The sequence below is a fragment of the Streptomyces sp. NPDC027962 genome (assembly GCF_055566095.1).
Genome location: NZ_JBVHTA010000009.1, coordinates 25,539 through 51,230, shown reverse-complemented (window position 1 = coordinate 51,230; position 25,692 = coordinate 25,539). Strand labels below are relative to the sequence as shown.

Here is a 25,692-nt window from a genome sequence, read left to right as displayed (position 1 = left end):
CTGATGACCACAGACGCGACACCCCCGAGCGCCGACGACGACCCGGTGAGCGCGCCCGTGATCCTGAGCAACGAACCCGGGTCGTTCGCCTGGGGGGTCCTCGCCAAGCGGCACCCCGCGCTCATCCAGCAAGTCCGTGACGCCTTCCCCCTCGGGCCCGCGCAGCACAACGCGCTCGACGCGCTCCTCGAGGAGTCCGCCCACGGCGTCATCGAGCCGCTCGACGCGGGCGCCCACGATCGCGAGCGATGGGCGGCCTGGGGCCAGGGGCACTTCGGGCGGTCGTGGTTCGACGTGCCGTTCCTGTGGGCCGAGAGCTACTTCTACCGCAAACTCCTCGGCGCCCTCGGCTACTTCTCCCCCGGGCCCTGGCAGGGCATCGACCCCTTCGGCCCCTTCAAGGCGGCCGAGCTGCGCAGCGCGACGGTCGACGACGAACTCGCCGCCCTCGACGAGCTCGCCGGGCGGCCCGCTGACGTCCAGGCCGCGGCGTACCTGGGCGCGGCCCTGTGGGGCAACCGCGCCGACCTCGGCTTCGGTCTCGACTCCGGCGGCGCCGCTCAAACCGCGCGCGTCGACTCCCACCTCGTGGCCGACGACAGCGACGCTCTCTGGTCGCTGCTGCCGGTCGGCCGCGCCGCCACGGTGCACGTCGTCGCGGACAACGCGGGGCGGGAACTCATCCCCGATCTCGTACTCATCGACCACCTGCTCCACGCCGGGCGCGCCGCCGACGTCGTCCTGCACGTCAAGCCGTACCCGTACTACGTCTCCGACGCCACCATGGCGGACGTCGTCGACAGCCTGCGCCGGCTCATGAGCGCCCCGGCGACGGCGTACGCCTCAAAGATCGGGCAGCGCCTCTGGGCCGCGATGGCCGACGGGCGGCTCGAGGTCCGCGCGCACGGGTTCTTCTGCGCACCGTTCCCGTACAGCGCGATGCCCGACAGCTTGCGGGAGGAGTTCGCGGGGGCCACGGTGACCGTCCTGAAGGGCGACCTGAACTACCGTCGCCTCGTCGGCGACCAACTGTGGGAGCCGACAACGCCGTTCGCGGAGCGGACCGGTTTTTTCCCCGGGCCGGTGGCCACTCTGCGCACCCTGAAGTCCGACGTGATCGTCGGCCTGGAGCGGGTCGTTCTCGCCGCCCTCGAATCCAGCGGCAACGCATGGCGCACCAGCGGAACCCACGCCCTGATCCAGGTCAGCAGCGGCGGCGGCAGCAGCAGCTGAAATGCGGCATCGCTGGGCGGCACGACCCGGCGTACGGCCATCGACGACTCCTGTCAGGGCTGTCCGTGCTGTCAGTCGGACACGGCATCCTGCAGAGACGACCCCAACGACCCTGACCGGCATCGAGAACGCCCTGCGCGCGAGTTGGGCCGCCGACACCTGCTCGCCCGACGATCTGGAGCGCGCCGGCTGGAGCGGTGACAACCCGGCCCTGGGCCAGTGCGACGTCACGGCTCTGATCGTGAACGACCTGCTCGGCGGCGACCTCGTCGTCGGCGAGGTGCACCTGGACGGCAGGCAGCACGGCTACCACTGGTGGAACCGGCTGCCGGGCGGCCTCGAGATCGACCTCACGCGCGACCAGTTCCGGCTCGGTCAGACGGTCACGGCGGGCCGCACCGTCCGGAGGCCCGAGGGCCGGCCGCGGCGGCGCGGGGACGAGTACGAACTGCTGCGCAGGCGGGTCCTCGCGCGACTGGGCTGCGGCCTGCCCGTGCGGACGGGCGGCCAACGAGCCGACGCGTAGCGCCTGCGAAACGGGCGGGCACCCGGCAGTGGGGGCGGCGGCTGCTCGTCCCCACCTCAGCGGCACGCACATTTTCGTCACAACTTCTCCAACTCTGCCCACAACTCACTCACAGGAATGACATGCTCGGCCCCTCGTTTTCTGTTCAACAGCCTTGGGGGGCCAATGACAGCAAAAAGAGCTCGCGGACGGATCGTTCCGGCCGTCTGTGTCATGGGAATGGCCGCGGCACTGGTCGGGTGCGGCGGGGACGGGGGTGAGGATGCCAAGCCCCTTGCGACGGTGTCGAGCACTGCGGCCACACAGGAGCCGACACAGACGCCCTCGCCGAAGCCCGGACTGGCCCTCGTCGACGACGAGGAGAGCGCCGACGCCGGCAAGGAAATCGTGGTGGAGGTACTGGAGAACGACACGGCCACCCTCGGCGACGCGCCCTTCGCGCCGCTCGAGGACGTCTGGCAGGCCGAGGACTTCACGCTCACCGTCGACAGCCCCGCGAGCCACGGGACTGCCGAGGTCGACGGCACGAGCATCACCTACACACCCACCGCCGGGTACGGGGGCGAGGACGAATTCACCTATCGCGTCGAGGTGACGGGCAAGGACGCCGCGGAGGAGGCCTTGGCGGCCACCGCCGTCGTACGGATCACGGTCACAAGGCCCAAGCCCAAGCCGACCCCGACACCGACCCCCAAGGCCAAGCCCAGGGTCTCGTACGCCAACTGCGACGCCGTCCGCGCTGCCGGAGCCGCCCCGATCCACGAGGGGGACCCCGGGTTCGGGTCGCATCTCGACCGTGACGGGGACGGAGTGGGCTGCGAACCGTACAACGGCGGCAGTGGCGGCAGCAGCGGCGGCGGTACGACCGGAGGCGGGTCCGGCAGTGCGTACTACGCCAACTGCTCCGCCGCGCGGGCCGCCGGAGCCGCGCCCGTCCGCGTCGGGGATCCCGGATACGGGCGGCACCTGGACCGCGACGGGGACGGGGTCGGCTGCGAGTGAGCCCGGCCCGGCGGCCGGGGGGCTCAGCGGTAGTCGTCGGGGTGGTCAGCTCAGCCGCGGGAGGAGGGAGGGAACCCGCCGGTCACGCCTGCGACTTGATCAGCTTGCCGTCCGCCGCGATCACGAACCACTCGTCGTCCAGCCCTTGGCCGTTCACGTCGCCGGCAGTCACATCGCCCACGTAGTAGTAGAGCGGCCAGTCGCCGTAGACGGCCTGCTCCGCGCCCGCGCCGAGCTTGATCTCCTTCAGCAGCGACGAATCGACTCCCTCGCCCGCCGTCACGTCCTTGGCCGAGATGAGCGCGGGCCAGACGGCGATGCAGTCGGCGTCGCAGTTGGCTTGGCCCGGCTTGTCCTTGGTGAATCCGTAGAGGGTACGGCCCTGGTCGTCGACCAGGATCGTACCGAGATCCGACTCGGCCGTACGGACCGAGATCGAGGGCGCCGGCGCCTGCTTCGGCGGTGCGTCGGCGGCGGGCTCCTCGGCGTCGGGCTGCTCCTTCGGCGGCGCTTCGGCAGGCTGCTCGGCCGGTGCCTGCCGGTCCGCCGGCTGCTCGGCGGTGCCCGCGCCGTACGACGGGCCCGAGCCGTCCGAGTCCTCGCACGCGGTCGCGGTGAGCAGCGCCAGCGCCATCAGCGGGGCTGCGATCAAGGCCTTGGTCCGGGTGCTGGGCCGGTCGCTGGTCCGGGTGGTGCGCATGGTGTGATCCCTCGGCTTCCGGGGCGGGAGCGGGCGGTGCGTACGGCGGGAGGTACGGCCTCAACTGACCGGCTGTTCAACGGAATCCACGGTTTCTGCCATTGAACGAGGTGCGCGGGCGGCTCGTACAAGACCCCGACCGACCACGACCGGTCGGCCCCCAATGAGAGGTTCATTCGCAATGCACAAGCGCACTCTCGCCGTGCCGGCCGCCGCCCTCGTGCTGGCCGTGGCCGGTGTCGTCCCAGCCGTCGCACACGACAGTCACGGAGGGGGCCGAAGTAACGCGCAGACCGCTGCCTCCACGTTCACCAAACCCAGCCACGGACGCGCCGTCACCTTCGCCGCCGTCCTCACCGGCGCGCACGAGGTGCCCGACGAGACCGGGGCGGCGGTGAACGACCCCGACGGCAAGGCCGTCGCCCTGGTGCAGGTGAAGGGCGACCGGGTGGTGTTCGCGATGCAGTGGAAGGGGTTCGTACCGAGCCAGGGCCACATCCACGAGGGCGCCGCCGGGCAGAACGGCGACGTGAAGGTGCCGCTGTTCGGCAGCACGATGCCCGAGTCGCTGCACTCGGCGGCCGGGCACACGACCGTCACCGACGCCGCGCTCGCCAAGAGCATCGTCGAGCATCCGTCCGGGTTCTACATGAACCTGCACAGCGAGGAGTTCCCCGGCGGGGCGGTGCGCGGTCAGCTGAAGCAGCTGCACAAGAACATCAACCCGCTCCACATCATCAAGGGCGGCAAGCTGCGCGCCCTGGCCAACGGTGCCCAGGAAGTCGCCGACAACGACGCGACGAAGGTCAACGACCGCGATGGCAAGGCAGTGACGTTCCTGCATCCCAAGGGCACGAACGTCGACTTCTCCCTCGCTTGGGTCGACATCAAGGCGCCGAGTGCCGCACACGTCCACAAGGGCGACTTCGGCAAGAACGGCGACGTGGTGCTCGGCTTCTTCGACAAGCCGGTGCCCGAGGGACTGTTCGCCGTCTCCGGGCGGCTCGAGCACCAGAAGGCCGAGCTGGTGAACGAGATCCGCCACAACCCGTGGGGCTTCTACTCCAACATCCACACCGAGGAGTTCCCGGACGGGGCGGTCCGGGGCCAGCTCTTCCACTGATCGGGGCCGGTTCCGCCACTCGTCCGGGGCCGGCTCGGGCGCCGGTGCGGGTCGGTTCCTCCACCGGCACGAGCGGAACGAGGCCTCCGGAGCGAGCGGAACACGGCCGGGAACGAGCACCGTTCAGACTCGAATCGACGTGACAGCGAAAGAACGAAAGGCGACAGCGATGGCCAAGGTTCCCGCAGCAGCGGTGGCGGCAGGCGGACTCGTCGGCGGGTACGGAGTCGCCCGCTGGACCAGGCAGCGTCCCCTCGGCGGGGTCGCCCTCGCCGCCGCCGGGGCAGTGGCCGCCCGGCAATGGCATCAGGACGCGGGGCCCGGGGCAGCGGCGGCGCTGAGCGCCGCGTACGTCGCCGCGTTCGCCGGATCGCACCCGCTCGCCAAGAAGGTGGGCGCGTGGCCCGCGGTGTTCACGGTGGCCGCCGGAGTGGCGCTGGCCTCGTGGACGGTCACCCGGCGCAGCCACTGACCGGGGCGTGCCTCCCGGGACCGGGGCCGCGTCGGAGAAATCCGGATCGGGCTGAACACATCCGGCACACCGTACGTATTCCTCTACACCTCCCCATAGAGGCGCTGGGCGCGTGATCGTCAGGCAGGGACCTCACGCGCCCAGCGCATATCCGGCCCCTGCCCCGGGGCGCGCGCCCGGCTCAGTCACGGTCGACGGGGACTGCCCCGCCCTGGCGTCCGATCAGCCGGGGCAGTCCCGCGCGGTCGGACCCCACCTTGCGATAGATGCCCGACAGCAGACGCGTCACCATCTGGTCGTGCGCGCCCAGCTCCTCCGCTATCCGCGCGTCCGACCAGCCGCGCGCGGCCCACTCGGCCACCGTCCGCTCCTGCGCGGTGAGCGACTCCGTGGCCGCGGTGCGCAGTTGGAGCGGCCACAACCCGGCCGCGTCCAGCTCCTCCCTGGCCCGGGCCGCCAGCGCGTCCGCGCCGCACTGCACGGCCCCCTCAAGGCCGCGGTGCAGCCGCTCGCCCGCCTCCTTCCGGCGCCCGGCGCGGCGCAGGGCGATCCCGTGGTCCACCAGCGCGCACGCCAGGTCGTAGCTCGCGGGGGAACGCTCCAGGTGCTCGACGGCCTCGGCCAGCAAAGCGAGCCGTTCCGCGTCGCCGGCCACGGACGCCATCGTGTGCAGCGCCTGGCCGATGGCGGACTGGATGCCGAAACGGCGGGCCAGTTCCAGGCCTTCCGCGGCCAGGGCCTGGGCCCGTTCCGGTTTGTCCGTCGCCCGGGCCAGGTGCAGCCGCCAGGGGCACCAGGCGGGGTTGCGCATGCTGCGCGGTTCGAGCCGCAGGCCGACCCTGGCGAGTTCCTGCTCGGCCTCCCGGCGCCGGTCGAGAGCGAGCAGCAGCTCGCTGTAGACGGTCTGGGAGTCCGGGTAGACGACGGCGCTCGGCACCACGTCACCGTAGTTGTACGTGGAGGCGAGTCGGTGGGCCTCCGCGGTACGGCCACGGGCCAGCAGGATCTCGATGAGGATCCCGATGGCGAAGTACTGGGCGGGCACCATGTGGCCCACCCGGTCGGCGATCCGCAGTCCCGCGCGGACCAGGGTCTCGGCCTCGTCGAGGCGCCCGCGGCGGTAGCGGATGTAGCCGAGCAGGGTGAAGCCGAACGACAGATGGGCGCCGCGCCAACCCTTTCTCTCGCATTCGGCGATGCCCTTGTTGAAGAGCTCCTCGGCGCGCCCCGGCTGGTCGCAGTACATGAAGGTCAGGGCCACAAGGACCGGGACCTCGAACCCCCACTGCTCGTCGGTCCAGGCGAGGCCCTCGCCGAGCGCCTCCTCCGCGTAGTGCAGGGCGGTGGTGGCGGGCTCGCCGCGGACCATCGCGTCCCAGGCCCGCAGCCCCAGGATGTACCGCTCGGCGAGCCCGCGGCCGGTGAGGTGCTCGGCGAGCCGGGCCAGCCGTCGGGAGCGGGCCGGCGAGTCCTGTTCGTCCGCCCGGAAGGCGTTCCACATGAACTGCTCGGCCTGCATGTGCAGGCGGGTCCTGGCGTCGGAGGCTCCGCGGGCGGCTTCGGCGACCGTCTGTGCGGCCTCGGCCATCCGGTCGCAGTGGCCGAGGGCCTGGGCCAGCCGGTAGACGATCGCCTCGCGCAGGGCGGGGTCGAGGACCGGTTCGTCCAGTGCGGCCCGCAGATGGTTGACGGTGGTCGCCGGTTCGGTCAGCAGGGCGGAGCAGCCGAGTTCGAAGAGCACATCGGCTCGCTCGTCCAGCGCGGGCGGTTCGCGCAGCGCACGGGCGAGGCAGCGCCGGGCCGCCTCGGGGGCACCCGACCTGAGGTACTCGCGGGCGGCCTCGCGCAGCTGCCGCACGGCCCACGGGTCGCTCTCGGGGTGCATCTCCAGCAGGTGCCGGGCCACTGTGGTGACGCCCAGGCCCGCGCCCGAGACGACTGCGGCGGCCTGGCCGTGCATGGCGACCCGGAACGCGGCGGGTATGGCGCGGTAGACGGCGGTGGCGACCAGCGGGTGGAAGAACTCAAGCCGGTCGTCGTCGGGGGCGTCGGCCGGCGGATCGGCGAGGATCCGGGCCTCGCGCAGCCGGGCGGCGGCGTCGAAGGATTCGGCCTCGCCGAGTCCGCCGACGTTCGCGGCGAGGCTGCGGGAGGCCTCGGAGCCCAGCACGGCGGCGCTCCAGGCGAACCGGACGGCGGAGGTGCCGAGACGCTCCAGCCGTTCGATCAGTCCGCTGCCCTTCACCGCGGAGGCGAGTTCCCTCAGTTCGGGGACGTGGACGAGCTGCGGCTTGAGTCCGTGGTCGGCGACCTTGGCGGCGAGTTCGACGGTCTCGAAGGGGTTGCCTCCGGTGACGGCCCAGGTCTCGCGGCAGAATCCGTCCTCGGCCTCCTCCCCCAGCGCCTCCCGGACGAGGCGGCTGACCGCGCCCGGGGTGAGCGGGACCAGGTCGAACGGGTGGGAGCCGTGGCGTTCCGCGAGCCGGGCGAACGCGGCTGCGTCGACCGGCAGTTCGTCGGAGCGGTACGCCACGACGAGCAGCAGCGGCAGCTCGGTGACGCGCGGCGCGAAGCCGGTGAGCCAGGCCAGCGACTCGGCGTCGGCCCAGTGGGCGTCGTCGAGCATCACCACGAGGGGCGCGTGCTGGACGGCGAAGCGGGTGGCGATCCAGTCCAGTCCGTCGCGGACGCCCTGCGGGTCGGGCGTGCCGTCGCCGGCGCCCGCGACCAGGCCCATGGCGGGTGCGACGATGTCGTACCAACTGCCCAGGAGCTTGCGGTGCTCCTTCTCGGGGACCGCCGCCAGGAGCGGCTGGACGAGCTGGCGCACGACGTGGAAGGCCACGCCCTGCTCCTGCTCGCCCGCGCGTGCGAAGAGCACGGTGCAGCCCCGGGCCACGGCCCTGCGGCGCACTTCGGTCAGCAGGGTGGTCTTTCCGAGGCCGGCAGGGCCCGCGAACGCGAGCAGACCGCCGGCGCCGGGTGCGGGCGAACCGCCGGCGGACGCGCCGAGTTCGGTCAGCAGCACATCCACGGCGGCGAGTTCCGTGTCACGTTCCAGCAGCAGTCGGCGCGGTCGCCCCGGCCGGTCTCCCGAGTGGGCCACATCTGTTCCTTCGACCGTGAGTCGTCCGTGGGGTGGTGGTGCGTGAGCAGTTCGTACTGAGCAGTTCGTACTGAGTGGTTCGTGTGCGAACGGGTGATGCAGGGGTGGTTCCGGTGGAGTGGGTGGCGCGTGAGTGGTGCAGGTGGAGCGGGTAGCGCACGAGCGGTGGCGCGTACTCGCGAAGCGTACGCCCGCGAGGACGTTCCGTGACCCCTGAGGGATGTTATGACCACGAGGGGCCAGGTGGTCCGGTATCGCCGTACCAGCGCGCAGCAGGCCGCGCACTCCCCTCGGCACCCCAACTGCACCCGCGCGCATGCCGGTTGCCCCGGCGCCGCGTTTGTCCCCTCCTGCCCTAAACGCCTCAGAAGGAGGCGCACGAGAACGCGCCCCGCGCAAATTCGCGCCAATTCGCGTCGACCGAACACCCCCGCTGCGCCGGTGCTGCCCCTAGCCTCGTGGGCTGCGAGCAGACGTCGGACCTGCACCACCGACGGTGGGACACACCGTGAGACTCAGGGGGCACGTATGGCGACCGCGACGAACTCCGGCCATTCTCATGTTCCTTCGGATCCGACCCGGCGCACAGCGGCCATCAGGATTCCGTTCCCCGCGCGCCTGAACCCGCACGCCGAGCGGGCGCGGCGGCACACGATCCAGTGGATCCTGGAGAAGCGCCTGCTGACCGGGGACTCCGCGACGTCGGAGTACGACGCGCTGCGGCTGGAGCGCCTGATGGCGTACTTCTACCCCGACGCCACCGGCAGCGATCTCGAACTCGCCGCCGACTTCAACGCCTGGTTCTTCATCTTCGACGACCAGTTCGACGGCCGGCTGGGGATGCACCCGGTGGCCGTCGAGCAGCTGGTCGGATCGCTGGGACGGACCATGCGTGCGGGCTCCGCCCCGCACCCCTTTGATCCACCGCTCGTCCAGTCCTTCCAGGACATCTGGCTGCGGGCCACCGCGGGGAGGCCGGACCACTGGCGGCGCCGGTTCCGGGAGCACTGGCTGGCCTACATGGCCGCCCATCGAGGAGAGGCACTCAACCGGAACGCGGACCGGCTGCCCGCTCCGGAGCAGTTCCTCGAACTGAGGCGACACTCCATAGGGGTCCAGCCGTGCCTCGACTTCACCGAGCGGTGCGGCGGCTACACGCTGCCGGACGACCTGCACGGCTCCCAACCGCTGCGGGAGATGCGGGAGATCACCGCCGACGTGGTGATCTTCGTCAACGACATCGTTTCCCTCGTGAAGGAACTGGCGGTGGGGGACGTGAACAACAGCGTCGTCGTCCTGCGGGAGCAGAAGGGCTGCACCCTGGAGGAAGCCGTCGAGTTCACCGCCACGCTCGCCAACGAGCGGACCGCCCGCTTCACCGCGCTCGTCGCGTCCCTTCCCCGGACGCTGGGCGAGAGGCGCGTGCCGGCGGACGTGCGGGGGCACGTCGACCACTACGTGGAAGGGATGGCCCATCTGATGGCGGGGAACCTCGCCTGGTCGCTGGCGACCTCCCGGTACGACGAGCGGGGCATCGCCGCGGTGAGCGGCGGGCGCCGGCGCCCCTGGGCGAACCTCGTGGCGAATGCGGGTACGTCGGCCGAGGGGCTGCGGACCGAACCGGACGGTGCGGACGTGACGGCACAGAGTCTGGAACGGAACGGCTGAGGGCGGTCCGGCATCGCGCCGCGGTCAGGCCCGCCCGGGCCGCCGCACGATGCCGTGCCGGTCACGCGCCCAGCGCATGGGCGATCGTGTAGATGACCAGGCCGGCGAGGGCGCCGACCACCGTGCCGTTGATCCGGATGAACTGCAGATCGCGCCCGATGTGCGCCTCGATCTTGCGTGACGTGTGCTCCGCGTCCCAGCCGGCCACGGTCTCCGAGATGAGCGAGGTGATCTCGCTCCGGTACGTCGTCACCACGTACACCGCGGCGTCCTCCACCCAGCCGTCCACCTTCGCCTGGAGCCGGCTGTCCGTCGCAAGGCGCGAACCCAGCGACAGCAGGGAGGCGCGGGCCCGCAGGCGCAGTTCGCTGCGGTCGTCCTCCGCCGCCGAGATGATCATCGCGCGTACGGACGCCCAGGCCGACGCGATCACGTCCTGTACCTCGGAACGGGACAGCAGCTCCGACTTCATGCGCTCCACCCGGCCGCGCGTCTCCGTGTCCGACTGGAGGTCGGTGGCGAAGTCCCCGAGGAAGCGGTCGATCGCCCCGCGCGCCGGATGGCCGGGCATGTCGCGCATCTCGGTGACGAAGCGCAGCAGCTCCTTGTAGACGCGTTCGCCGACCTTCTTGTCCACGAAACGCGGCGTCCAGCCGGGGGCGCCGCCCTCGACCGCGTCCATCACCGAGTCGGAGTGCAGGACCAGCCAGTCGTGGGCGCGGTTGCAGATCAGGTCGACGGCCCGGTGGTGGGCGCCGTCGGCGACGACCTTCTCGAGCGTCTTTCCTATGCCGGGCGCGATCTCGGCGGCCTCCGCACGGCGGGTGATCGCCTCACCGACGACCGCCTGCACATCGGCGTCGCGCAGGACCGTCAGCGCACCGCGCAGGGCAGTGGACAGCTCGGCCGTGACCCGGTCGGCGTGGGCGGGCTCGGCCAGCCATGCGCCGAGCCGTCTGCCGATGCCGACGGAGCGCAGCCGGAGCCGTACGACGTCCGCGGACAGGAAGTTCTCACCGACGAACGAGCCGAGCGAGGCGCCGAGCTGGTCCTTCTTGTTGGGGATGATCGCGGTGTGCGGGATGGGGATACCGAGGGGGTGGCGGAAGAGGGCGGTGACGGCGAACCAGTCGGCGAGCGCACCGACCATGCCGGCCTCCGCGGCGGCGGCGACGTAACCGGCCCAGCCGCCGAGGCCCTCGTTCTTCGCCCAGGTGGCGAGGACGAAGATGAGCGCGACGAGCAGCAGCAGACCGGTCGCCGTGGCCTTCATGCGCCGCACGCCGCGGCGCTTCTCCTCGTCGGCCGCGGTGTACGCGAAGGGCGGCAGGGCCGCCGACGCGGCCGGCCGGCGCCGCACGCCGTCGACGCCGTCCGCGACGCTCGAGACGCCCGGCTGATCCCGTTCTGTACGTTCCATCCGCTCCACCCGTCCGCGACTGCGTCCGTACGCAATGTCCCTACCACTCGTCCCTACATCAGGTACTCCTGGGCGGCACATCGAGTTCCCGAGCCATGCCGGATGATGTGTCCATGAATAAGCGTCAGGGGTATGTGAACCTCGCTGCCCTCATGACCTCGGTTGCCCTGATATGCGGCGGTATCTACCTCGGCGTCGGAACCGTCAAGAAGCGCCCCGAAGTCCGTACACCCCCGGTCTCCACTCCCGAGTGGATCGGAACCTGGGCCGCCAGCCCCGTCGCAGCCGCGCCCGTCACCCACGCCCCCGGCGCGCCCAGCGGCCGCGAGGGCCGTTCCGTGCGGAACGTCGTCCACACCAGCGTCGGCGGCACCGCCGCCCGCGTCACGTTCTCCAACCTCTACGGCACCGAGCCGCTGCACCTCACCGGCGCGTCGCTCGCCTTGCGCGAGAACGGGAGCCCGGCCGCCATGACGGGCTCCCTGCGCCGGCTCACCTTCGACGGCGCGGCCGAGACGACCGTCGCACCCGGCGGGCGGGTCGTCAGCGACCCGGTCGAACTACGGATCCCGTACGACGGCGACCTGCTGATCTCCGTCCACACCCCCGCCCCCGGCGGACCGGTCACCAGCCACCCGCAGGCCCGCCAGACGTCGTACATCGCGGACGGCGACCATGCGCAGGAAGAAGCGGGCGACGCCTACACCTCGCAGACCCTCTCCTGGTACCACGTCACCGCGGTCGACGTCCTGACCTCGGAAGCACGCGGCGCGGTCGTCGCCATCGGCGACTCGATCACCGACGGCGTCTCCTCCACCGCCGACACCAACCGCCGCTGGCCCGACGTCCTCGCCGACCGGCTCGGCGGCCGCTACGGCGTGCTCAACCAGGGCATCAGCGGCAACCGGCTGCTCGAATACGGCCGCGGGGCCAGCACGCTGGAACGCTTCGACCGCGACGTGCTCGGCCGGTCCGGCGTCCGCACCGTCATCGTCGCGATCGGCATCAACGACGTGCTCCGCGCGCCGCAGGCGACCACCGCGGACAACGTGACCGCCGGGCTGCGGGAACTCGCCGACCGCGCGCACGCACGCGGACTGCGGGTGATCGGCTCGACCCTGCTGCCCTGCGGCGGGCTCGCCCGCTGCACCCCTGCCGTGGAGGCGGAGCGCCTCGAGATCAACGCGGCCGTCCGCTCGGGCGGGATCTTCGACGCGGTCGTCGACTTCGACCGGGCGCTGCGTGATCCGTATGCGCCAGGGCGGCTGAGGGCCGCGTACGACTCGGGGGATCATCTGCATCCGAGCGATGCGGGGTATGCACGGATGGGCGCGGCGGTGGACCTGGCGGTGCTGTAGCCCCCACCCCGCCCCTTCCCGAAACCGGGCTCCGCCCGGACCCGGCCCGCCCGACGGGCGGTGTTCCGGGGGCTCCGCCCCCGGGGCCCGCGCCTCGAACCCGCCCTACGGCCAGGCCGGCCGTGGGTGGGGGCATCTCCGCGGCGCCACGCCGCAGGGCGATGCGAGGACCCCGCGCGAAGCGCCGCACCGCGCCCAGGGTGGCCCGCTTCGGAAACCGACGCCGGCCCCCGCGCGAAGCGCCGCACCGGGTCCCCGGGGAACCCGGCAGCGCACCGATAGCCGGCGGTCGGCGGTCGGCGGTCCGACGCGAACGACCTCCGTACGCACAGCGACACCGGACCACTCGCGCGCAGCGCGCTACAGAACCCGGGCCCCCGCACGTGAAGCGGCGCCGAACCCCCGTGCGCAGCGCGCTACAGAACCCGGGCCCCCGCACGTGAAGCGGCGCCGAACCCCCGTGCGCAGCGCGCTACAGGGCCCGGCCCCGTACGTGAAGCGGCGCCGAACCCGCGGGAAGCGCCGGCCCGGGTCCCGGGCTGCCCAGGTCCGGGGCGGGCCGGGAACGGGAACAGACGCGCACGCCGACGCGACCGCGCCCCCCGGCGGCTTACGCCCCGTCGCCCAGTTGCTTGCCGCCATCGCCCTTCGACAGCTTCCGTTCCTGGCGCTCGAGCTTCAGGCGCTGCTTCTCCGCCCTCGTGCGCTTGCGCTCCACGCCGACCCCGCCCATCAGAGCCAGGCCCCTGACGATCACGCGCGGGGCCTCCGGGTCCGGTTCCGCCTCGACCCTGCCGTGTTCGTCGAAGCCGCCCATCAGGCCGATGCCCCTGACCTCGACGTTCAGACCGGGCGGCACGACGACCTGGACCCCGCCCATGATCGCGACACAGTCGATCACGGTCACAGGGTCCTCGAAACGCGCCTCCCGGAGGTCCAGTTCGCCCCCGCCCATCAGGGTGACCGCAGTGAACCTCCGGCCGATCGTCCAGGTCCCCCTGCGCCTGAACCCGCCCCAGAACGCGAAGGCGACCTTCGACGTCGCCGGGCCGCCCATGCGCTCCGTCCAAGCGCTCCTGGTCGACGCCACGGCCGGCGCGGCCGCGGCGGAGCCGGGCGCGGGCAGGTCCCGTACCAGCGGCTCCAGCTCGCCGTGCGTACGCGCGGTGTACGCCACGTCCAGGCGCTGTTCGAACTCGTCCATGTCGAGACGCCCCTCGGCGACCGCGTCCCGCAGCCGCTCGGCGACCCGCTCCCGTTCGGCATCGGAGGCACGCATCTCAGGAGGTTTACTCGTCATACCGTCAGCCTAATGCTGTGACCGGAAAGGTTTGCCGGAAAGCTCGCGGCGTCCGGTGCGGTGCATCGCAAGGCGGAGGATCTCCCGCGTACTGGATGTACTTGGGTGATGCGACAACGCAGCGAGGTGTCGTGCCGGGCGTCGCGAGCCGGTGAACCTTTCCGGTCACAGCACTGGCCAAACGGGCTGGTCAGACCGAGCGTTCCGCGTACATCTTGGCGATCACCGCTTCAATGTCCGGCTCCCGCACCGAGAGGTCCACCAACGGGTAGCGCTCGGCCAGCGCCGCCACGAGCGGCGCCGCCGACGCGGAGGCGGGGAAGGCCAGCCACTGCCTCGGGCCCTCCACCTTCAGCGTCCGCGCGGACTCCAGCTCGATCGGCGGCAGTTCCCGCTCGAGGTCCACCACCAGGGTCCGTTCGCTCTCCCCCACCTCGTGCAGCCCGGCGAGCGCGCCGTCGTACATCAGCCGCCCGTGGTCGATGACCATCACGCGTTTGCACAACTGCTCGATATCGGTCAGGTCGTGCGTGGTCAGCAGGACCGTCGTACCGCTCTCGGCGTTCAGGTCGCGCAGGAAGTCCCGCACCTTCGCTTTGGAGATCACGTCGAGCCCGATCGTGGGCTCGTCCAGATACAGCACCTCGGGATCGTGCAGCAGCGCGGCCGCGATGTCGCCGCGCATCCGCTGCCCCAGCGACAGCTGACGCACCGGCACCTCCAACAGCTCGCCCAGGTCGAGCATTTCGACGCAGCGGTCCAGGTTCTGCCGGAAGGTGGTGTCGGGGATGCGGTACATACGGTGCATCAGACGGTACGAGTCACGCAGCGGCAGGTCCCACCACAGCGTCGTGCGCTGCCCGAACACCACGCCGATCCGCTGGGCCAACCGGGTCCGCTCACGCGACGGATCGATACCGGCGACCCGGAGCCGGCCGCCGCTCGGGGTCAGGATGCCGGTCAGCATCTTGATGGTGGTGGACTTGCCGGCGCCGTTGGGGCCGATGTAGCCGACCATCTCGCCGCGCGGCACGGTGAAGCTGATCCCGTCCACCGCCCGCACCTGGTGCTTCTCCCTGCGCAGTCGGCCCACCTTGCGCCGTATGCCGAAGACCTTCTCCACACCCTCGAGTTCGATGAAATCCATGCCTCGCGCCTCCTCCCTTCAGTTGCCGGTACTGCAGTACGAACGGAGCCCGACCCGCCAGGCCAGCGCAGCGAGCCCGAGGCAGCCCGCGGCGACGACGGGCGGCAGCAGGGCGAACCAGTCGGGCAGGCCGAGCGGGTCCTCACGGCCCAGCACGTACAGCGACGGCATCCAGTTGACGAAGGCCAGCGGCACGACGAACGTCACCCCGCGCACCAGGTCCTTCGCGAAGATCGACGGCGGGTACTGAAGCAGCGTGTTCCCGCCGTACGTGAAGGAGCTCTGCACCTCGGCCGCGTCCTGCGCGAAGAACTGGAACGCCCCGCCGGCCACGAACACCGAAGCGAAGATCGCCCCGCCGCAGAGCAGCATCAACGGCACCATCGCCGCCTTCGCCACGGTCCACTCGATCTCGAGGGTCACCAGCGCGTAGCCCAGCACCAGCAGCCCCTGCGTGATCCGCCCGAGCCTGCGCAGCGCGAACCGGTCCGCGGCGACCTGCGCGAGCACCGGCACCGGCCGCACCAGCAGCGTGTCGAGCGTGCCGTCCCGTACCCGCCGCCCCAGCCGGTCCATCGAGCCCATCACCAGGTCGGCGAGACCGAAGGCGGTGCTGGTCGTGCCGTACAGGAACGCGATCTCCGGCAGCGAGTAGCCGCCCAGCGCGTCCACATGGGAGAACATCAGCAGGATCGTGAGGAAGTCGAACGCGGTGGCCGCGAAGTTCCCCAGTGTCGTCATCGCGAACGACACCCGGTACGCCATGGTCGAACGGACCCACATCGCCACGATCAGCCCGTACGCCCTGAGCGCCTCAGCCACCTTGGACCACCACCCTGCGGGTGGCGACCGACTGCAGCATCCGCCCGGCCGCCAGCAGCACGAGCGCCCAGCCGCCCTGGAAGGCGTACGCCTCGACCAGGCCCCAGCCCGCGCGCTTGCCGAGGAACACGTCCGCCGGGACCTGGAGCAGCGACGACCAGGGCAGTGCGCGCGCCACGTCGCCCAGCACGCCCGGGAAGAGGTTCAGCGGCAGCAGCATCCCCGAGAAGAAGAGGCCGGCCAGCCAGCACATCTGCATCACCCCGGCACCGTCCATCAGCCAGAAGGCGGACAGCGACACCAGAAAACGCACGGCGAAACTCACCACGACGCCGAGCGTCACGGACACCAGGAAGGCGACCCAGGTCAACGGCGAACCGGGCAGCGCCAGATCGAAGGCGAGCGCCCCCAGGATCATCGGCACGATGCCGCGCCCCAGCAGATGGAACGCCGCCCGCCCCAGGTCCCCCGCCAGCCACCACAGCTGCAGATCGGCCGGACGGTAGAGATCGATGGCGATGTCTCCCGTACGAATACGTTCGATCAGCTCGTCCTCGAAGCCGCCGCCCATCATGGCGCAGGTCATCAGCAGCGCCTGACCCAGCCACACATAGGTGAGCGCCTCCGACTGGTCGTAACCGCCGAGCCGCGGACGCTCGTCCCACAACGCTATATAGGTGTACGCCAGGATGAAGCCGAAAACGGTGTTGGTGAAAACCCCCGCCGCCGTCGCCACCCGGTACGTCGCATAGCGCCGGAACCCACCCGCTGCAACGACCGCGTACAGCCTCACAGCAGCTCCCCCCACGCGACCGTCCGGGCACCAAAGCGCCCGACCCTAGCCGACCCCGACTGGCCGCCGCGAGGGGATTTCCGGCACAAGATGTGACCGGATACGGGGGTTATTGGACCGAAAAGTGCAGTATGGGTGCCATGAGCGACGAGCCGCAGCAGCAGGACTGGACACCCCAGGACGCGACGGCAGCCGACCCGCCGGACGACGGGGACACGGGTACAGAGGACAAGGAACCCCAGGACGCGGATCCCGAGGCCCTGGAGCCCCCCAAGGACAAGAGCCCAGAGGACTCCGAGGCCCTGGAATCCGACCACGGGCCCGACGGCAAGGGCCCCGAGGACGACGACCCCGAAGACCTGCCCAAGGGGGAACCTGCGCCAACCGCGGCCTGCGCGGAGCACTCGGCCCGGAAGAAGGGCCGCAAGGCCCGCCCCGAGCGCACCGGATGGCGCCGCGCCGTCCCCACCTGGCGCGTCACGGTCGGCGCCCTGCTCGTCGCCTCACTGCTCGTCATGGGCGGCCTCGTCACCGGCTACCTGCTCGTCGACATCCCGCCGGCCAACGCCGCGGCCACCAAACAGACCAACGTCTACCTCTATGCGGACGGCACCCACATCGCCCGCGACGGCGACGTCAACCGCGAGAACGTCTCCCTCGACAAGATCCCCCTCGCCGTCCAGCATGCCGTGCTCGCCGCAGAGGACCGCGACTTCTACGACGCGCCCGCCATCGACCCCCTGGCGATGATGCGCGCCGCCTGGAACACCGTCACCGGAAAGGGCAAACAGTCCGGCTCCACCATCACCCAGCAGTACGTCAAGAACTACTACCTCGGCCAGGAACAGACCGTCACACGCAAGGTCAAGGAGTTCTTCATCGCGGTCAAACTCGGCCGCAACCAGAGCAAGAGCGAGATCCTCGAGGGCTACCTCAACACCAGCTACTTCGGCCGCAACGCCTACGGCATCCAGGCCGCCGCCCACGCCTACTACGGCAAGGACGTCCAGGACCTCGACGTCGCACAGGGCGCCTACCTCGCCTCGCTCCTCAACGCCCCCAACGCGTACGACATCACCACCCACCCCGAGAACAGGAAGGCGGCGGTCCGCCGCTGGAACTACGTACTCGGCGGCATGGTCAAGGAGAAGTGGCTCAGCTCCGAGGGCCGCACCGCCATGAGATTCCCGACGCCGCCGCCGGCCAAGCCCGTCAGTGGACTGTCCGGCCAGGGCGGATACATCGTCCAGGCCGTCAAGGAGTACCTCGAGCAGAACGGCATCCTCGACGAGAAGACCCTGGCCACCGGCGGCTACCGCATCACCACCACACTGCAGCGCCACAAGCAGGACGCCCTCATGGCGGCCGTCGACGACCGGGTGACCTCCAAACTCGACAGCGAACGCGAGGCCGACCGCGAGGTCCGTGTCGGCGGCGCCTCCATCGAACCGCGGACCGGCAAGGTCGTGGCCATGTACGGCGGCATCGACTACACCAAACAGTTCGTCAACAACGCCACCCGCCGCGACTACCAGGTCGGCTCCACGTTCAAACCGTTCGTCTTCGCCTCGGCCGTCGAGAACCACGCCACCACGCAGGACAACCACCCCATCAACCCCCACACCATCTACGTCGGCGACAGCAGGCGCCCGGTCCAGGGCTGGAACGGACCCCGCTACGCGCCCGAGAACGAGGACAACCGCTCCTACGGCCCCATCCCCGTCCGCGAGGCCACCGACAACTCCGTCAACGCGGTCTACGCGCAGATGGCCGTGGACGTGGGCCCCACGCGCGTCAAGCGGACCGCCATCGACCTCGGCCTGCCGAGGAACACCCCCGACCTGAGCCCCTCCCCCTCCATCGCCCTCGGCCCGGCCACCGCGAGCGTCCTCGACATGGCGGGCGCGTACGCCACCCTCGCCAACCACGGCAGGCACGCCAAGACCATGCTGGTCGAGAAGATCTCCAAGAACGGCAGCGACGTCGCCCTCCCCGGACCGAGCGCCCAACGGGCCATCAGCCGCGAGGCCGCCGACACCACCACCTCCGTCCTGCGCGGCGTCGTCGACGGCGGCACCGGCTCCGCCGCCCAGGCCGCGGGCCGCCCGGCCGCCGGCAAGACCGGCACCGCTGAGGAGGACAGGGCCGCCTGGTTCGCCGGATACACCCCCGAACTGGCAACCGTCATCGCCCTGATGGGCCAGAACCCGACCACCGGCGCACAGACATCGCTGTACGGGGCGCTCGGCCTCTCCCGGATGAACGGCGGCAGCGCGCCCGCCGAGATCTGGGGGCTGTACACGGGCACCGCCCTCGACGGCACAGAGGTCCAGGGCTTCGAACTCCGCCTGGCGCCGGGTGCGGACAAGCCCCCGCCGGGCCAGCGGGACCCGAGGGAGCCGGGCTCCGGCGACCCGAGCGACCCGTACCGGCCGCGCGACCCCGGCCGGCAGGTCGGCGGCGAGGACGGCAGCCCGTACGGCGGCGGCAGGGGCAACGGCAGCAGGCCCGGCACCGGACCGGTGACCGGAACCCCCACGGGACCGTCCGGAACACCGGCGCCACCGCCCGGCGCGCCGACCGTCCCCACCACGCCCGTCGCCCCCGGCACGCCCGTTACGCCCGTCACCCCCGTCACCCCCGGCACCCCCGTAGGCAGTCCGCCCGTGCCGCCCACGCCCGCGCAGCCGCAGCCCGCGCAGCCCGCGCCGACGGGTCCGAGCGGGCCGGGAGATGCGAGCGTGCCGACCGGTCCGAACGGGCCGGGAGATGCGAGCGTGCCGACCGGTCCGAACGGGCAGAGCGGCCGGCCTCAGTGACCCGAGGTCGCCTTCAGACCCACCACGGCGACCAGCAGCAGACAGACGAAGAAGATCCGGGCGGCGGTCACCGGCTCGTTCAGCACCAGCATGCCGACCACAGCCGCACCCGCCGCACCGATCCCGACCCACACGCCGTATGCCGTACCGATCGGCAGGGACTTCGCCGCGTACGACAGCAGCAGCATGCTCGCCACGATCCCCGCGCCCGTGAACACACTCGGCCACAGTCTGGTGAACCCGTCGGTGAACTTCATCCCGATCGACCAGCCCACCTCGAGCAGACCGGCGACAACAAGCAGAACCCAGGCCATGACAGGCACCTCCGGGACGCGGAAATCCGCGGACGACAACGGGGGTGCGTCGTCTTTTCCTACCCGGTACGGCGCGTCTCGTCGGGGGTCGATCCAACGTAGCAAAGCACGGGCTCGGGGCAGGCAAAAGGGCCGGTGACCTCGGCCACCAGCCCTACCCGTTGGAGTGCCGCTACAGATACAGCCCGGTCGAGTCCTCCGACCCCTGGAAGCGGTCCGCCGCCACCGCGTGCAGATCACGCTCACGCATCAGCACGTAGGCCACACCCCGCACCTCGACCTCGGCACGGTCCTCGGGGTCGTAGAGCACCCGGTCCCCGATCTCCACCGTCCGCACGTTCTGCCCGACCGCGACCACCTCGGCCCAGGCCAGCCGCCGGCCCACCGCCGCGGTCGCCGGGATGACGATGCCGCCGGTGGAGCGCCGCTCCCCCTCCGGGATGTCGGTCCTCACCAGCACACGGTCGTGCAGCATCCGGATGGGCAGCTTGTCGTGCTGAGTGTTCCGCTCATGGCTGTTGACGCTCACAGCTCGAACCTACCTGTCCAGGGCGTTCCCGTACTCCGCAGGGTCACAACCGGCGCCGTCGCGCCGACACCGCGAGGAGACCCACCAGTCCGACCGCCACCAGCGCCACCGGAACCAGGCGCTCGAGCCGCGGCGACCCGTCGTCGGAGACGAACTTCGCCTTCACGTCCGACACCGACCGGTTCACCGCCACGTACGCGCGACCGGCCGTCCGGTCCACACTCGAGGCGACCTTGGCCTTCGCGTCACCGATGACCGTCTTCGGGTGCATCCGCACACCGATCTCGTCGAGCGTATCGGCGAGCCGATCGCGCCTGCGGACGATGTCCGCCTCGATCTGCGCAGGGGTCCTGGCATCCGACACCGCGCTGCCTCCGTGGTCGTGTCCGGTTGTCCTTCGTCGACAGTCTGTCAGCTCGGCCGCGACCGCACCCGGCGGCACCCCCGTTACGCTCGACGCCGTACCCCGACGCCCATCGAGGAAGCACCGAGGAGAACCATGAGCGAGCGACTCCAGCCCGGCGACACCGCCCCCGCCTTCACCCTGCCCGACGCCGACGGCAACGAAGTCTCGCTCGCCGACCACAAGGGCCGCAAGGTGATCGTGTACTTCTACCCCGCCGCGCTGACGCCCGGCTGCACCAAGCAGGCCTGCGACTTCACCGACAACCTCGAGCTGCTGGCCGGCGCTGGCTACGACGTCATCGGCGTTTCGCCGGACAAGCCGGAAAAGCTCGCGAAGTTCCGCGAGAAGGAGGACCTCAAGATCACGCTCGTCGGCGACCCCTCCAAGGAGGTCCTCGAGGCATACGGTGCCTTCGGTGAGAAGAAGCTCTACGGCAAGACGGTGACGGGAGTGATCCGCTCCACGGTCGTCGTCGACGAGGACGGCAAGGTCGAGCGCGCGCTGTACAACGTCAAGGCGACCGGCCACGTCGCGAAGATCATCAAGGACCTCGGGATCTGACCTCGCCCAACCTCTACCCGCCACCTCACGCTGTGTGACCGAGGTCCCATTTCAGGTGGGACTTCGGTTTGCGGTCTCCGCCGTCAAGCAGACGATTTTCTTGGAGCAGGAGTCCAGGAAAGGAACCGACATGGCGGAAAGTGGCCAGGAGCCGACGGCCGATCCCGCAGCGGTCAAACGCCACCCCATCCTCTTTCGCACCATCAACCAGCGGAAGAACCGCAAGCTCCGGCGCACGGACATCACCGTCACCGACGAAGCGACGGTCAAGCGGGCGGTCAAGGCGGCCTCGCTGGGCAACGCCATGGAATGGTTCGACTTCGGTATCTACAGCTATCTGGCCGTCACCCTCGGCCATGTCTTCTTCCCCTCCGGCAACGACACGGTCCAGCTGCTCTCCTCCTTCGCGACCTTCGCGGTCGCCTTTCTCGTTCGCCCGCTCGGCGGAATGGTCTTCGGTCCGCTGGGCGACAAGATCGGCCGCAAGAAGGTACTCGCCGCCACGATGATCATGATGGCGATCGGGACGGGCGCCATCGGCCTCATCCCGTCGTACGCCACCATCGGCTTCTGGGCACCGGTCCTGCTGATCCTGTTCCGCCTCGTGCAGGGCTTCTCCACCGGCGGTGAGTACGGCGGCGCCTCCACCTTCATCGCCGAGTACGCCCCCGACAAGCGGCGCGGCTTCTTCGGCAGCTTCCTCGAGTTGGGCACGCTGGCCGGTTACGTCGGAGCGGCCGGCCTGGTCACGGTCCTCACCGCGTGGCTCGGCAGCGACACCATGGAGGCCTGGGGCTGGCGCCTGCCCTTCCTCGTCGCGGCCCCGCTGGGCCTCGTCGGCGTCTACCTGCGGCTGAAGCTCGACGAGACACCCGCCTTCCAGAAGCTCGAAGCGGAGTCCCCGCGCATCTCGGAGGCCGCCGACACCATCGAGACGACGGCCAAGGGCGACCTCGCCGACATCTTCCGCACGTACTGGCCGACGCTGATCCTGTGCATCGCCCTCGTCGGTGCGTACAACATCACCGACTACATGCTGCTGTCGTACATGCCGACGTACCTGTCCGACGAGCTCGGCTACAGCAAGACCGGCAGCCTGCTCGTCCTGGTCGGCGTCATGGTCTTCCTGATGCTGATCATCAACCAGGTGGGCCGCCTGAACGACCACTTCGGCCGCAAGCCGCTCCTGATGGCCGGAATGCTGGGCTTCCTGTTCCTGTCGGCGCCGGCGTTCGTACTGATCGGCCAGGGCAGCATCCCGGCGATGACGGCGGGCACGCTGATGCTCGGACTGTCCCTGGTCTGCCTGCTCGGCACGATGTCGGCGGCCCTGCCGGCCCTCTTCCCGACGCACGTCCGGTACGGCTCCCTGTCGGTCGGCTACAACATCTCCGCCTCCCTCTTCGGCGGAACCACCCCGCTCGTGATCACCGCTCTCATCAGCGTGACCGGCAACAACCTGATGCCGGCCTACTACTCGATGGCGGCGGCACTGGTCGGCGTGGTCGCGGTGGCATGCATGAAGGAGACCGCCCAGCGCCCCCTGGACGGCTCGCCGCCCTCGGTGTCCTCGAAGGAGGAGGCCGTGGAAATGGTCCTGGCGGCGGCGCCGGAGCCGAAGTTCTGACCGCTTCTCGACGGAACGGCCCGCCCCGGCAATCGGAGCGAACCGCTCCGCTTATCGGCGACAACTGCCCGATGAACGGTTCGCCACTCCGTACGAGACCGCGAACACGCGGCCGGAGCGCCCGCTGTGACACCGGACCGGCGCGGCACGGGAAGCCGATGACGCTCGCGGTCGACCACATCAACGGCGCCCGCGGCGATGACCGTCCGGAGAACCTCCGTGCACTGCGCCCCAACTGCCCTGCGATCACCGGCACATGGTGCCGCGGCGGGGCCCCCACCCTGCCGGGTCGGGCCAGTTGCGCGAGCCTGACGCCCATCCCGGTAGCATGACGGGTAGCTGGCGGCGGTGGTGCAATGGCGACACAGCAGACTTAGGATCTGTGGCCCGTGAAACGGCTTGAGGGTTCGAATCCCTCCCGCCGCACCTAAATGGCCTGCGAATCGAAGCATCGATTCGCAGGCCATTTCTTTCGGTCAGCCCAGCAGTTCCTTCACCACCGGCACCAGCGCCCGGAACGCCTTCCCCCGGTGGCTGATCGCGTTCTTCTCCTCCGGGGTCAGCTCCGCGCAGGTACGGGTCTCGCCCTCGGGCTGGAGGATCGGGTCGTAGCCGAAGCCGTTGGTGCCGTGCGGGGTGCGGCGGAGCGTGCCGGGCAGGCGGCCCTCGACAACGCGTTCCGTGCCGTCCGGGAGGGCGAGCGCCGCCGCGCAGGCGAAGTGGGCGGCGCGGTGGGCGGTGTCGACGTCGATCAGCTGGGCGAGCAGCAGCTCCAGGTTGGCCTGGTCGTCGCCGTGGCGGCCGGACCACCTCGCGGAGAAGATGCCGGGCGCGCCGCCGAGGACGTCGACGCAGAGGCCGGAGTCGTCGGCGACGGCGGGCAGACCGGTGGCCCTGGCGAGGGCGTGGGCCTTGAGGAGGGCGTTCTCGGCGAAGGTGACGCCGGTTTCCCTGACGTCGGGGATCTCCGGGTAGGCGTCCGCGCCGACGAGGTCGTGGATGAGCCCTGCGTCGGCGAGGATCGCCTTGAGTTCGGTGATCTTTCCGGCGTTGCGGGTGGCGAGGATCAGTCGGGTCATGCCCTTGATTATCCGGGCGTGCAGACCTTGCCGATTTCGGTGGCGGCGTCGGTGACCGGCCTGATGTCGGGGGTGGTGTCGCCGTTCTCGATGGCCTTGCGGACGGTTTCGACGCCGGCGCCGAGGTCGTCGACGGCCTTGCTGAGGTCGGCGTTGTCGGTCTTGTCGCCGAGGTTCTTCAGTTCGCGGTCGATGGCGTCGAGCGATTCCTGGGCCTGTGTCAGGTCGTTGGTGCCGGTGGCGACGGCGTCCTGGAGGTTGCCGACGCTGGTGGCTATCGAGTCGGCGGTCTCGACGCACTCGAGCGCCTTGTCGAGGGCGCCGCAGCCGACGGCCGCGGGCAGGATCAGGGCAGCGGTGGCGATGGTGAGTGCGATGCGGCGGCGCGCAGTCATTCGGTACGGTCCTCCCCGGATACGGACGGGCGCACGGTTCGGCCCGTGCGCCCGTATCAGTGACGACGCCCACTGAGGGCTTCTTGGTTGCTTCTTTACCCGAGGCTTTGCCCGAGAGCCTTGACCGCGGCTTCGCCCGAGGGCATTGGCCGAGGGCCTTGACCGAGGACCTTAACCGAGGGCTTCGACCTGGAGGGCGGCGAGGTCGGCGCAGCCGCCGGTGGCGAGGTCGAGGAGGGCGTTGAGCTCCTTGCGGTCGAAGGGCTCGGCCTCCGCGGTGCCCTGGACTTCGACGAAGCGGCCGTCGCCGGTGCAGACGACGTTCATGTCGGTCTCGGCGCGGACGTCCTCTTCGTAGCAGAGGTCGAGGAGGGGTGTGCCGTCGACGATGCCGACGCTGACGGCGGCGACGGTGCCGGTGAGGGGCTTGCGGCCGGCCTTGATCAGCTTCTTGCCCTGGGCCCAGGTGACGGCGTCGGCGAGGGCGACGTAGGCGCCGGTGATGGCGGCGGTGCGGGTGCCGCCGTCGGCCTGGAGGACGTCACAGTCGAGGACGATGGTGTTCTCGCCGAGGGCCTTGTAGTCGATCACGGCGCGCAGGGAGCGGCCGATGAGCCGGCTGATCTCGTGGGTGCGGCCGCCGATCTTGCCGCGTACGGATTCGCGGTCGCCGCGGGTGTTGGTGGAGCGGGGCAGCATCGAGTATTCGGAGGTGACCCAGCCTTCGCCGCTGCCCTTGCGCCAGCGGGGGACGCCTTCGGTGAAGGAGGCGGTGCAGAAGACCTTGGTGTCTCCGAAGGAGATGAGGACGGAGCCCTCGGCGTGCTTGCTCCATCCGCGTTCGATGGTGACCGGGCGGAGCTGTTCGGGGGTGCGGCCGTCGATTCGAGACATGGTGCGAGCCTATCGGCACACGGGTGAGGGGCCTGTTCCGGTCGATCGGAATCAGGCCCCTCGGGGCGCGACGGCCGGCGGGGCAGCGTCAGCTCACATCATGTCTTCGATGTCGGCGGCGATGGGGTCGGCGTCGGTGCCGATGACGACCTGGATCGCGCTGCCCATCTTGACGACTCCGTGCGCTCCGGCGGCCTTGAGGGCGGCTTCGTCGACGAGGCCGGGGTCGGAGACCTCGGTGCGGAGGCGGGTGATGCAGCCCTCGATCTCCTCGATGTTGTCGATTCCGCCGAGCCCGGCGACGATCTTCTCAGCCTTGCTGGCCATGTCTTTCTCCCTGCGTTCGGAGCGTTGAGCGCTGTCGCCGCCCACCGCCTCAGCCCACCGTAGGTCTGGTT

General features: G+C 70.7%; 24 protein-coding genes, 1 tRNA gene and 1 riboswitch. Of the genes, 11 read left to right on the top strand and 14 right to left on the bottom strand.

The genetic code is table 11. The annotated features are described in order from the left end of the window. Positions 1 to 3: 3 nt before the first annotated feature. The 3 genes from ACZ4SA_RS11330 (at position 4) to ACZ4SA_RS11320 (ending at position 2,761) form a co-directional block, all read left to right on the top strand. A complete protein-coding gene (locus tag ACZ4SA_RS11330; protein WP_468272479.1) occupies positions 4 to 1,233 on the top strand; it encodes a damage-control phosphatase ARMT1 family protein in 1,230 nt (409 codons plus the stop codon). A 1-nt stretch (position 1,234) separates the two neighbouring features. Further along, on the top strand, positions 1,235 to 1,759 hold the full coding sequence (locus ACZ4SA_RS11325; RefSeq protein WP_468272477.1) for a YunG family protein: 525 nt from the start codon (positions 1,235 to 1,237) through the stop codon (positions 1,757 to 1,759). Positions 1,760 to 2,041: 282 nt separating this feature from the next. Further along, positions 2,042 to 2,761 (top strand): excalibur calcium-binding domain-containing protein, encoded by a 720-nt coding sequence (locus ACZ4SA_RS11320; protein WP_468272476.1) that lies wholly within the window; start codon positions 2,042 to 2,044, stop codon positions 2,759 to 2,761. Positions 2,762 to 2,843: 82 nt separating this feature from the next. On the opposite strand, the gene ACZ4SA_RS11315 is transcribed toward ACZ4SA_RS11320, so the two are convergent. Next, entirely contained in the window at positions 2,844 to 3,461 is a 618-nt protein-coding gene (locus ACZ4SA_RS11315) for a COG4315 family predicted lipoprotein (RefSeq protein ID WP_468272474.1), read from the bottom strand. A 181-nt stretch (positions 3,462 to 3,642) separates the two neighbouring features. Here ACZ4SA_RS11315 and ACZ4SA_RS11310 point away from each other — a divergent pair, with 181 nt between their 5' ends. Further along, a complete protein-coding gene (locus ACZ4SA_RS11310) occupies positions 3,643 to 4,584 on the top strand; it encodes a CHRD domain-containing protein (RefSeq protein WP_468272472.1) in 942 nt (313 codons plus the stop codon). A gap of 169 nt (positions 4,585 to 4,753) precedes the next feature. Next, the gene (locus ACZ4SA_RS11305) at positions 4,754 to 5,056 is read left to right on the top strand and encodes a hypothetical protein (protein ID WP_468272470.1); all 303 of its coding nucleotides are present in this window, start codon (positions 4,754 to 4,756) and stop codon (positions 5,054 to 5,056) included. Positions 5,057 to 5,237: 181 nt separating this feature from the next. Here the strand turns inward: ACZ4SA_RS11305 and ACZ4SA_RS11300 are convergent, their stop codons facing one another. Further along, complete coding sequence (locus ACZ4SA_RS11300) at positions 5,238 to 8,162, bottom strand: ATP-binding protein (RefSeq protein ID WP_468272468.1); 2,925 nt, start codon at positions 8,160 to 8,162, stop codon at positions 5,238 to 5,240. A 528-nt stretch (positions 8,163 to 8,690) separates the two neighbouring features. Here ACZ4SA_RS11300 and ACZ4SA_RS11295 point away from each other — a divergent pair. Beyond that, positions 8,691 to 9,830, top strand: coding sequence for an isoafricanol synthase (locus ACZ4SA_RS11295; protein WP_468272466.1), 1,140 nt, complete (start codon positions 8,691 to 8,693; stop codon positions 9,828 to 9,830). 61 nt (positions 9,831 to 9,891) lie between these two features. Here ACZ4SA_RS11295 and ACZ4SA_RS11290 read toward each other — a convergent pair whose 3' ends face one another. Then, positions 9,892 to 11,250 (bottom strand): DUF445 domain-containing protein, encoded by a 1,359-nt coding sequence (locus ACZ4SA_RS11290; RefSeq protein ID WP_468272463.1) that lies wholly within the window; start codon positions 11,248 to 11,250, stop codon positions 9,892 to 9,894. A gap of 113 nt (positions 11,251 to 11,363) precedes the next feature. On the opposite strand from ACZ4SA_RS11290, the gene ACZ4SA_RS11285 reads away from it, so the two are divergent. Next, entirely contained in the window at positions 11,364 to 12,608 is a 1,245-nt protein-coding gene (locus tag ACZ4SA_RS11285; RefSeq protein WP_468272461.1) for an SGNH/GDSL hydrolase family protein, read from the top strand. A gap of 610 nt (positions 12,609 to 13,218) precedes the next feature. Here the strand turns inward: ACZ4SA_RS11285 and ACZ4SA_RS11280 are convergent. The 4 genes from ACZ4SA_RS11280 to ACZ4SA_RS11265 all read right to left on the bottom strand — a co-directional run bounded on the left by ACZ4SA_RS11280 (position 13,219) and on the right by ACZ4SA_RS11265 (position 16,670). Then, entirely contained in the window at positions 13,219 to 13,908 is a 690-nt protein-coding gene (locus tag ACZ4SA_RS11280) for a DUF1707 SHOCT-like domain-containing protein (protein WP_468272458.1), read from the bottom strand. 190 nt (positions 13,909 to 14,098) lie between these two features. Further along, a complete protein-coding gene (locus ACZ4SA_RS11275; RefSeq protein WP_468272455.1) occupies positions 14,099 to 15,055 on the bottom strand; it encodes an ABC transporter ATP-binding protein in 957 nt (318 codons plus the stop codon). An 18-nt stretch (positions 15,056 to 15,073) separates the two neighbouring features. Further along, positions 15,074 to 15,877 carry an ABC transporter permease gene (locus tag ACZ4SA_RS11270; protein WP_468272453.1) on the bottom strand — a complete coding sequence of 268 codons (804 nt, stop codon included), beginning with the start codon at positions 15,875 to 15,877 and terminating at the stop codon, positions 15,074 to 15,076. After that, entirely contained in the window at positions 15,870 to 16,670 is an 801-nt protein-coding gene (locus ACZ4SA_RS11265; protein ID WP_468272451.1) for an ABC transporter permease, read from the bottom strand. The genes ACZ4SA_RS11270 and ACZ4SA_RS11265 overlap by 8 nt, the downstream gene beginning before the upstream one ends. Before the next feature lie 140 nt (positions 16,671 to 16,810). Here ACZ4SA_RS11265 and ACZ4SA_RS11260 point away from each other — a divergent pair, with 140 nt between their 5' ends. Then, positions 16,811 to 19,489 (top strand): transglycosylase domain-containing protein, encoded by a 2,679-nt coding sequence (locus ACZ4SA_RS11260; RefSeq protein ID WP_468272449.1) that lies wholly within the window; start codon positions 16,811 to 16,813, stop codon positions 19,487 to 19,489. Here the strand turns inward: ACZ4SA_RS11260 and ACZ4SA_RS11255 are convergent. The 3 genes from ACZ4SA_RS11255 to ACZ4SA_RS11245 all read right to left on the bottom strand — a co-directional run bounded on the left by ACZ4SA_RS11255 (position 19,483) and on the right by ACZ4SA_RS11245 (position 20,696). Continuing rightward, positions 19,483 to 19,803 (bottom strand): DMT family transporter, encoded by a 321-nt coding sequence (locus tag ACZ4SA_RS11255; protein WP_356630518.1) that lies wholly within the window; start codon positions 19,801 to 19,803, stop codon positions 19,483 to 19,485. The two genes, ACZ4SA_RS11260 and ACZ4SA_RS11255, sit on opposite strands and share 7 nt — an antisense overlap. Before the next feature lie 43 nt (positions 19,804 to 19,846). Further along, positions 19,847 to 19,906: riboswitch (guanidine-III (ykkC-III) riboswitch) on the bottom strand. A gap of 69 nt (positions 19,907 to 19,975) precedes the next feature. Beyond that, positions 19,976 to 20,332, bottom strand: a complete 357-nt coding sequence (locus tag ACZ4SA_RS11250) for a GroES family chaperonin (protein ID WP_468272447.1) — start codon at positions 20,330 to 20,332, stop codon at positions 19,976 to 19,978. A 43-nt stretch (positions 20,333 to 20,375) separates the two neighbouring features. After that, a complete protein-coding gene (locus tag ACZ4SA_RS11245) occupies positions 20,376 to 20,696 on the bottom strand; it encodes a DUF3618 domain-containing protein (protein WP_468272446.1) in 321 nt (106 codons plus the stop codon). Positions 20,697 to 20,831: 135 nt separating this feature from the next. Between ACZ4SA_RS11245 and bcp the strand changes: the two genes are divergently transcribed. The 3 genes from bcp to ACZ4SA_RS11230 all read left to right on the top strand — a co-directional run bounded on the left by bcp (position 20,832) and on the right by ACZ4SA_RS11230 (position 23,352). Beyond that, entirely contained in the window at positions 20,832 to 21,299 is a 468-nt protein-coding gene (gene bcp / locus ACZ4SA_RS11240; RefSeq protein ID WP_468272444.1) for a thioredoxin-dependent thiol peroxidase, read from the top strand. 130 nt (positions 21,300 to 21,429) lie between these two features. After that, entirely contained in the window at positions 21,430 to 22,926 is a 1,497-nt protein-coding gene (proP, locus tag ACZ4SA_RS11235) for a glycine betaine/L-proline transporter ProP (protein WP_468272442.1), read from the top strand. A 342-nt stretch (positions 22,927 to 23,268) separates the two neighbouring features. Further along, positions 23,269 to 23,352: transfer RNA gene (locus ACZ4SA_RS11230), tRNA-Leu, on the top strand. 50 nt (positions 23,353 to 23,402) lie between these two features. Here the strand turns inward: ACZ4SA_RS11230 and rdgB are convergent. The 4 genes from rdgB to ACZ4SA_RS11210 all read right to left on the bottom strand — a co-directional run bounded on the left by rdgB (position 23,403) and on the right by ACZ4SA_RS11210 (position 25,666). Next, positions 23,403 to 24,005 carry an RdgB/HAM1 family non-canonical purine NTP pyrophosphatase gene (gene rdgB / locus ACZ4SA_RS11225; protein ID WP_468272440.1) on the bottom strand — a complete coding sequence of 201 codons (603 nt, stop codon included), beginning with the start codon at positions 24,003 to 24,005 and terminating at the stop codon, positions 23,403 to 23,405. Positions 24,006 to 24,013: 8 nt separating this feature from the next. Continuing rightward, positions 24,014 to 24,400, bottom strand: coding sequence for a hypothetical protein (locus tag ACZ4SA_RS11220; protein ID WP_468272438.1), 387 nt, complete (start codon positions 24,398 to 24,400; stop codon positions 24,014 to 24,016). A 171-nt stretch (positions 24,401 to 24,571) separates the two neighbouring features. Further along, positions 24,572 to 25,294: a ribonuclease PH gene (gene rph / locus ACZ4SA_RS11215; protein ID WP_356630536.1), complete on the bottom strand. Its 723-nt coding sequence runs from the start codon at positions 25,292 to 25,294 to the stop codon at positions 24,572 to 24,574. A gap of 93 nt (positions 25,295 to 25,387) precedes the next feature. Next, a complete protein-coding gene (locus tag ACZ4SA_RS11210; protein ID WP_468272436.1) occupies positions 25,388 to 25,666 on the bottom strand; it encodes a PTS sugar transporter subunit IIB in 279 nt (92 codons plus the stop codon). Positions 25,667 to 25,692: the final 26 nt, after the last annotated feature.

Excerpts from the sequence above, each read along its gene's own strand:
- ACZ4SA_RS11325 (WP_468272477.1), top strand. The coding sequence starts at position 1,235 with ATGCGGCATCGCTGGGCGGCACGACCCGGCGTACGGCCATCGACGACT.
- ACZ4SA_RS11260 (WP_468272449.1), top strand. The coding sequence starts at position 16,811 with ATGAGCGACGAGCCGCAGCAGCAGGACTGGACACCCCAGGACGCGACG.
- ACZ4SA_RS11330 (WP_468272479.1), top strand. The coding sequence starts at position 4 with ATGACCACAGACGCGACACCCCCGAGCGCCGACGACGACCCGGTGAGC.
- ACZ4SA_RS11255 (WP_356630518.1), bottom strand. The coding sequence starts at position 19,803 with ATGGCCTGGGTTCTGCTTGTTGTCGCCGGTCTGCTCGAGGTGGGCTGG.
- bcp (WP_468272444.1), top strand. The coding sequence starts at position 20,832 with ATGAGCGAGCGACTCCAGCCCGGCGACACCGCCCCCGCCTTCACCCTG.
- ACZ4SA_RS11280 (WP_468272458.1), bottom strand. The coding sequence starts at position 13,908 with ATGACGAGTAAACCTCCTGAGATGCGTGCCTCCGATGCCGAACGGGAG.
- rdgB (WP_468272440.1), bottom strand. The coding sequence starts at position 24,005 with ATGACCCGACTGATCCTCGCCACCCGCAACGCCGGAAAGATCACCGAA.
- ACZ4SA_RS11295 (WP_468272466.1), top strand. The coding sequence starts at position 8,691 with ATGGCGACCGCGACGAACTCCGGCCATTCTCATGTTCCTTCGGATCCG.
- proP (WP_468272442.1), top strand. The coding sequence starts at position 21,430 with ATGGCGGAAAGTGGCCAGGAGCCGACGGCCGATCCCGCAGCGGTCAAA.
- ACZ4SA_RS11220 (WP_468272438.1), bottom strand. The coding sequence starts at position 24,400 with ATGACTGCGCGCCGCCGCATCGCACTCACCATCGCCACCGCTGCCCTG.
- ACZ4SA_RS11315 (WP_468272474.1), bottom strand. The coding sequence starts at position 3,461 with ATGCGCACCACCCGGACCAGCGACCGGCCCAGCACCCGGACCAAGGCC.
- ACZ4SA_RS11290 (WP_468272463.1), bottom strand. The coding sequence starts at position 11,250 with ATGGAACGTACAGAACGGGATCAGCCGGGCGTCTCGAGCGTCGCGGAC.
- ACZ4SA_RS11285 (WP_468272461.1), top strand. The coding sequence starts at position 11,364 with ATGAATAAGCGTCAGGGGTATGTGAACCTCGCTGCCCTCATGACCTCG.
- ACZ4SA_RS11310 (WP_468272472.1), top strand. The coding sequence starts at position 3,643 with ATGCACAAGCGCACTCTCGCCGTGCCGGCCGCCGCCCTCGTGCTGGCC.
- ACZ4SA_RS11275 (WP_468272455.1), bottom strand. The coding sequence starts at position 15,055 with ATGGATTTCATCGAACTCGAGGGTGTGGAGAAGGTCTTCGGCATACGG.
- rph (WP_356630536.1), bottom strand. The coding sequence starts at position 25,294 with ATGTCTCGAATCGACGGCCGCACCCCCGAACAGCTCCGCCCGGTCACC.
- ACZ4SA_RS11305 (WP_468272470.1), top strand. The coding sequence starts at position 4,754 with ATGGCCAAGGTTCCCGCAGCAGCGGTGGCGGCAGGCGGACTCGTCGGC.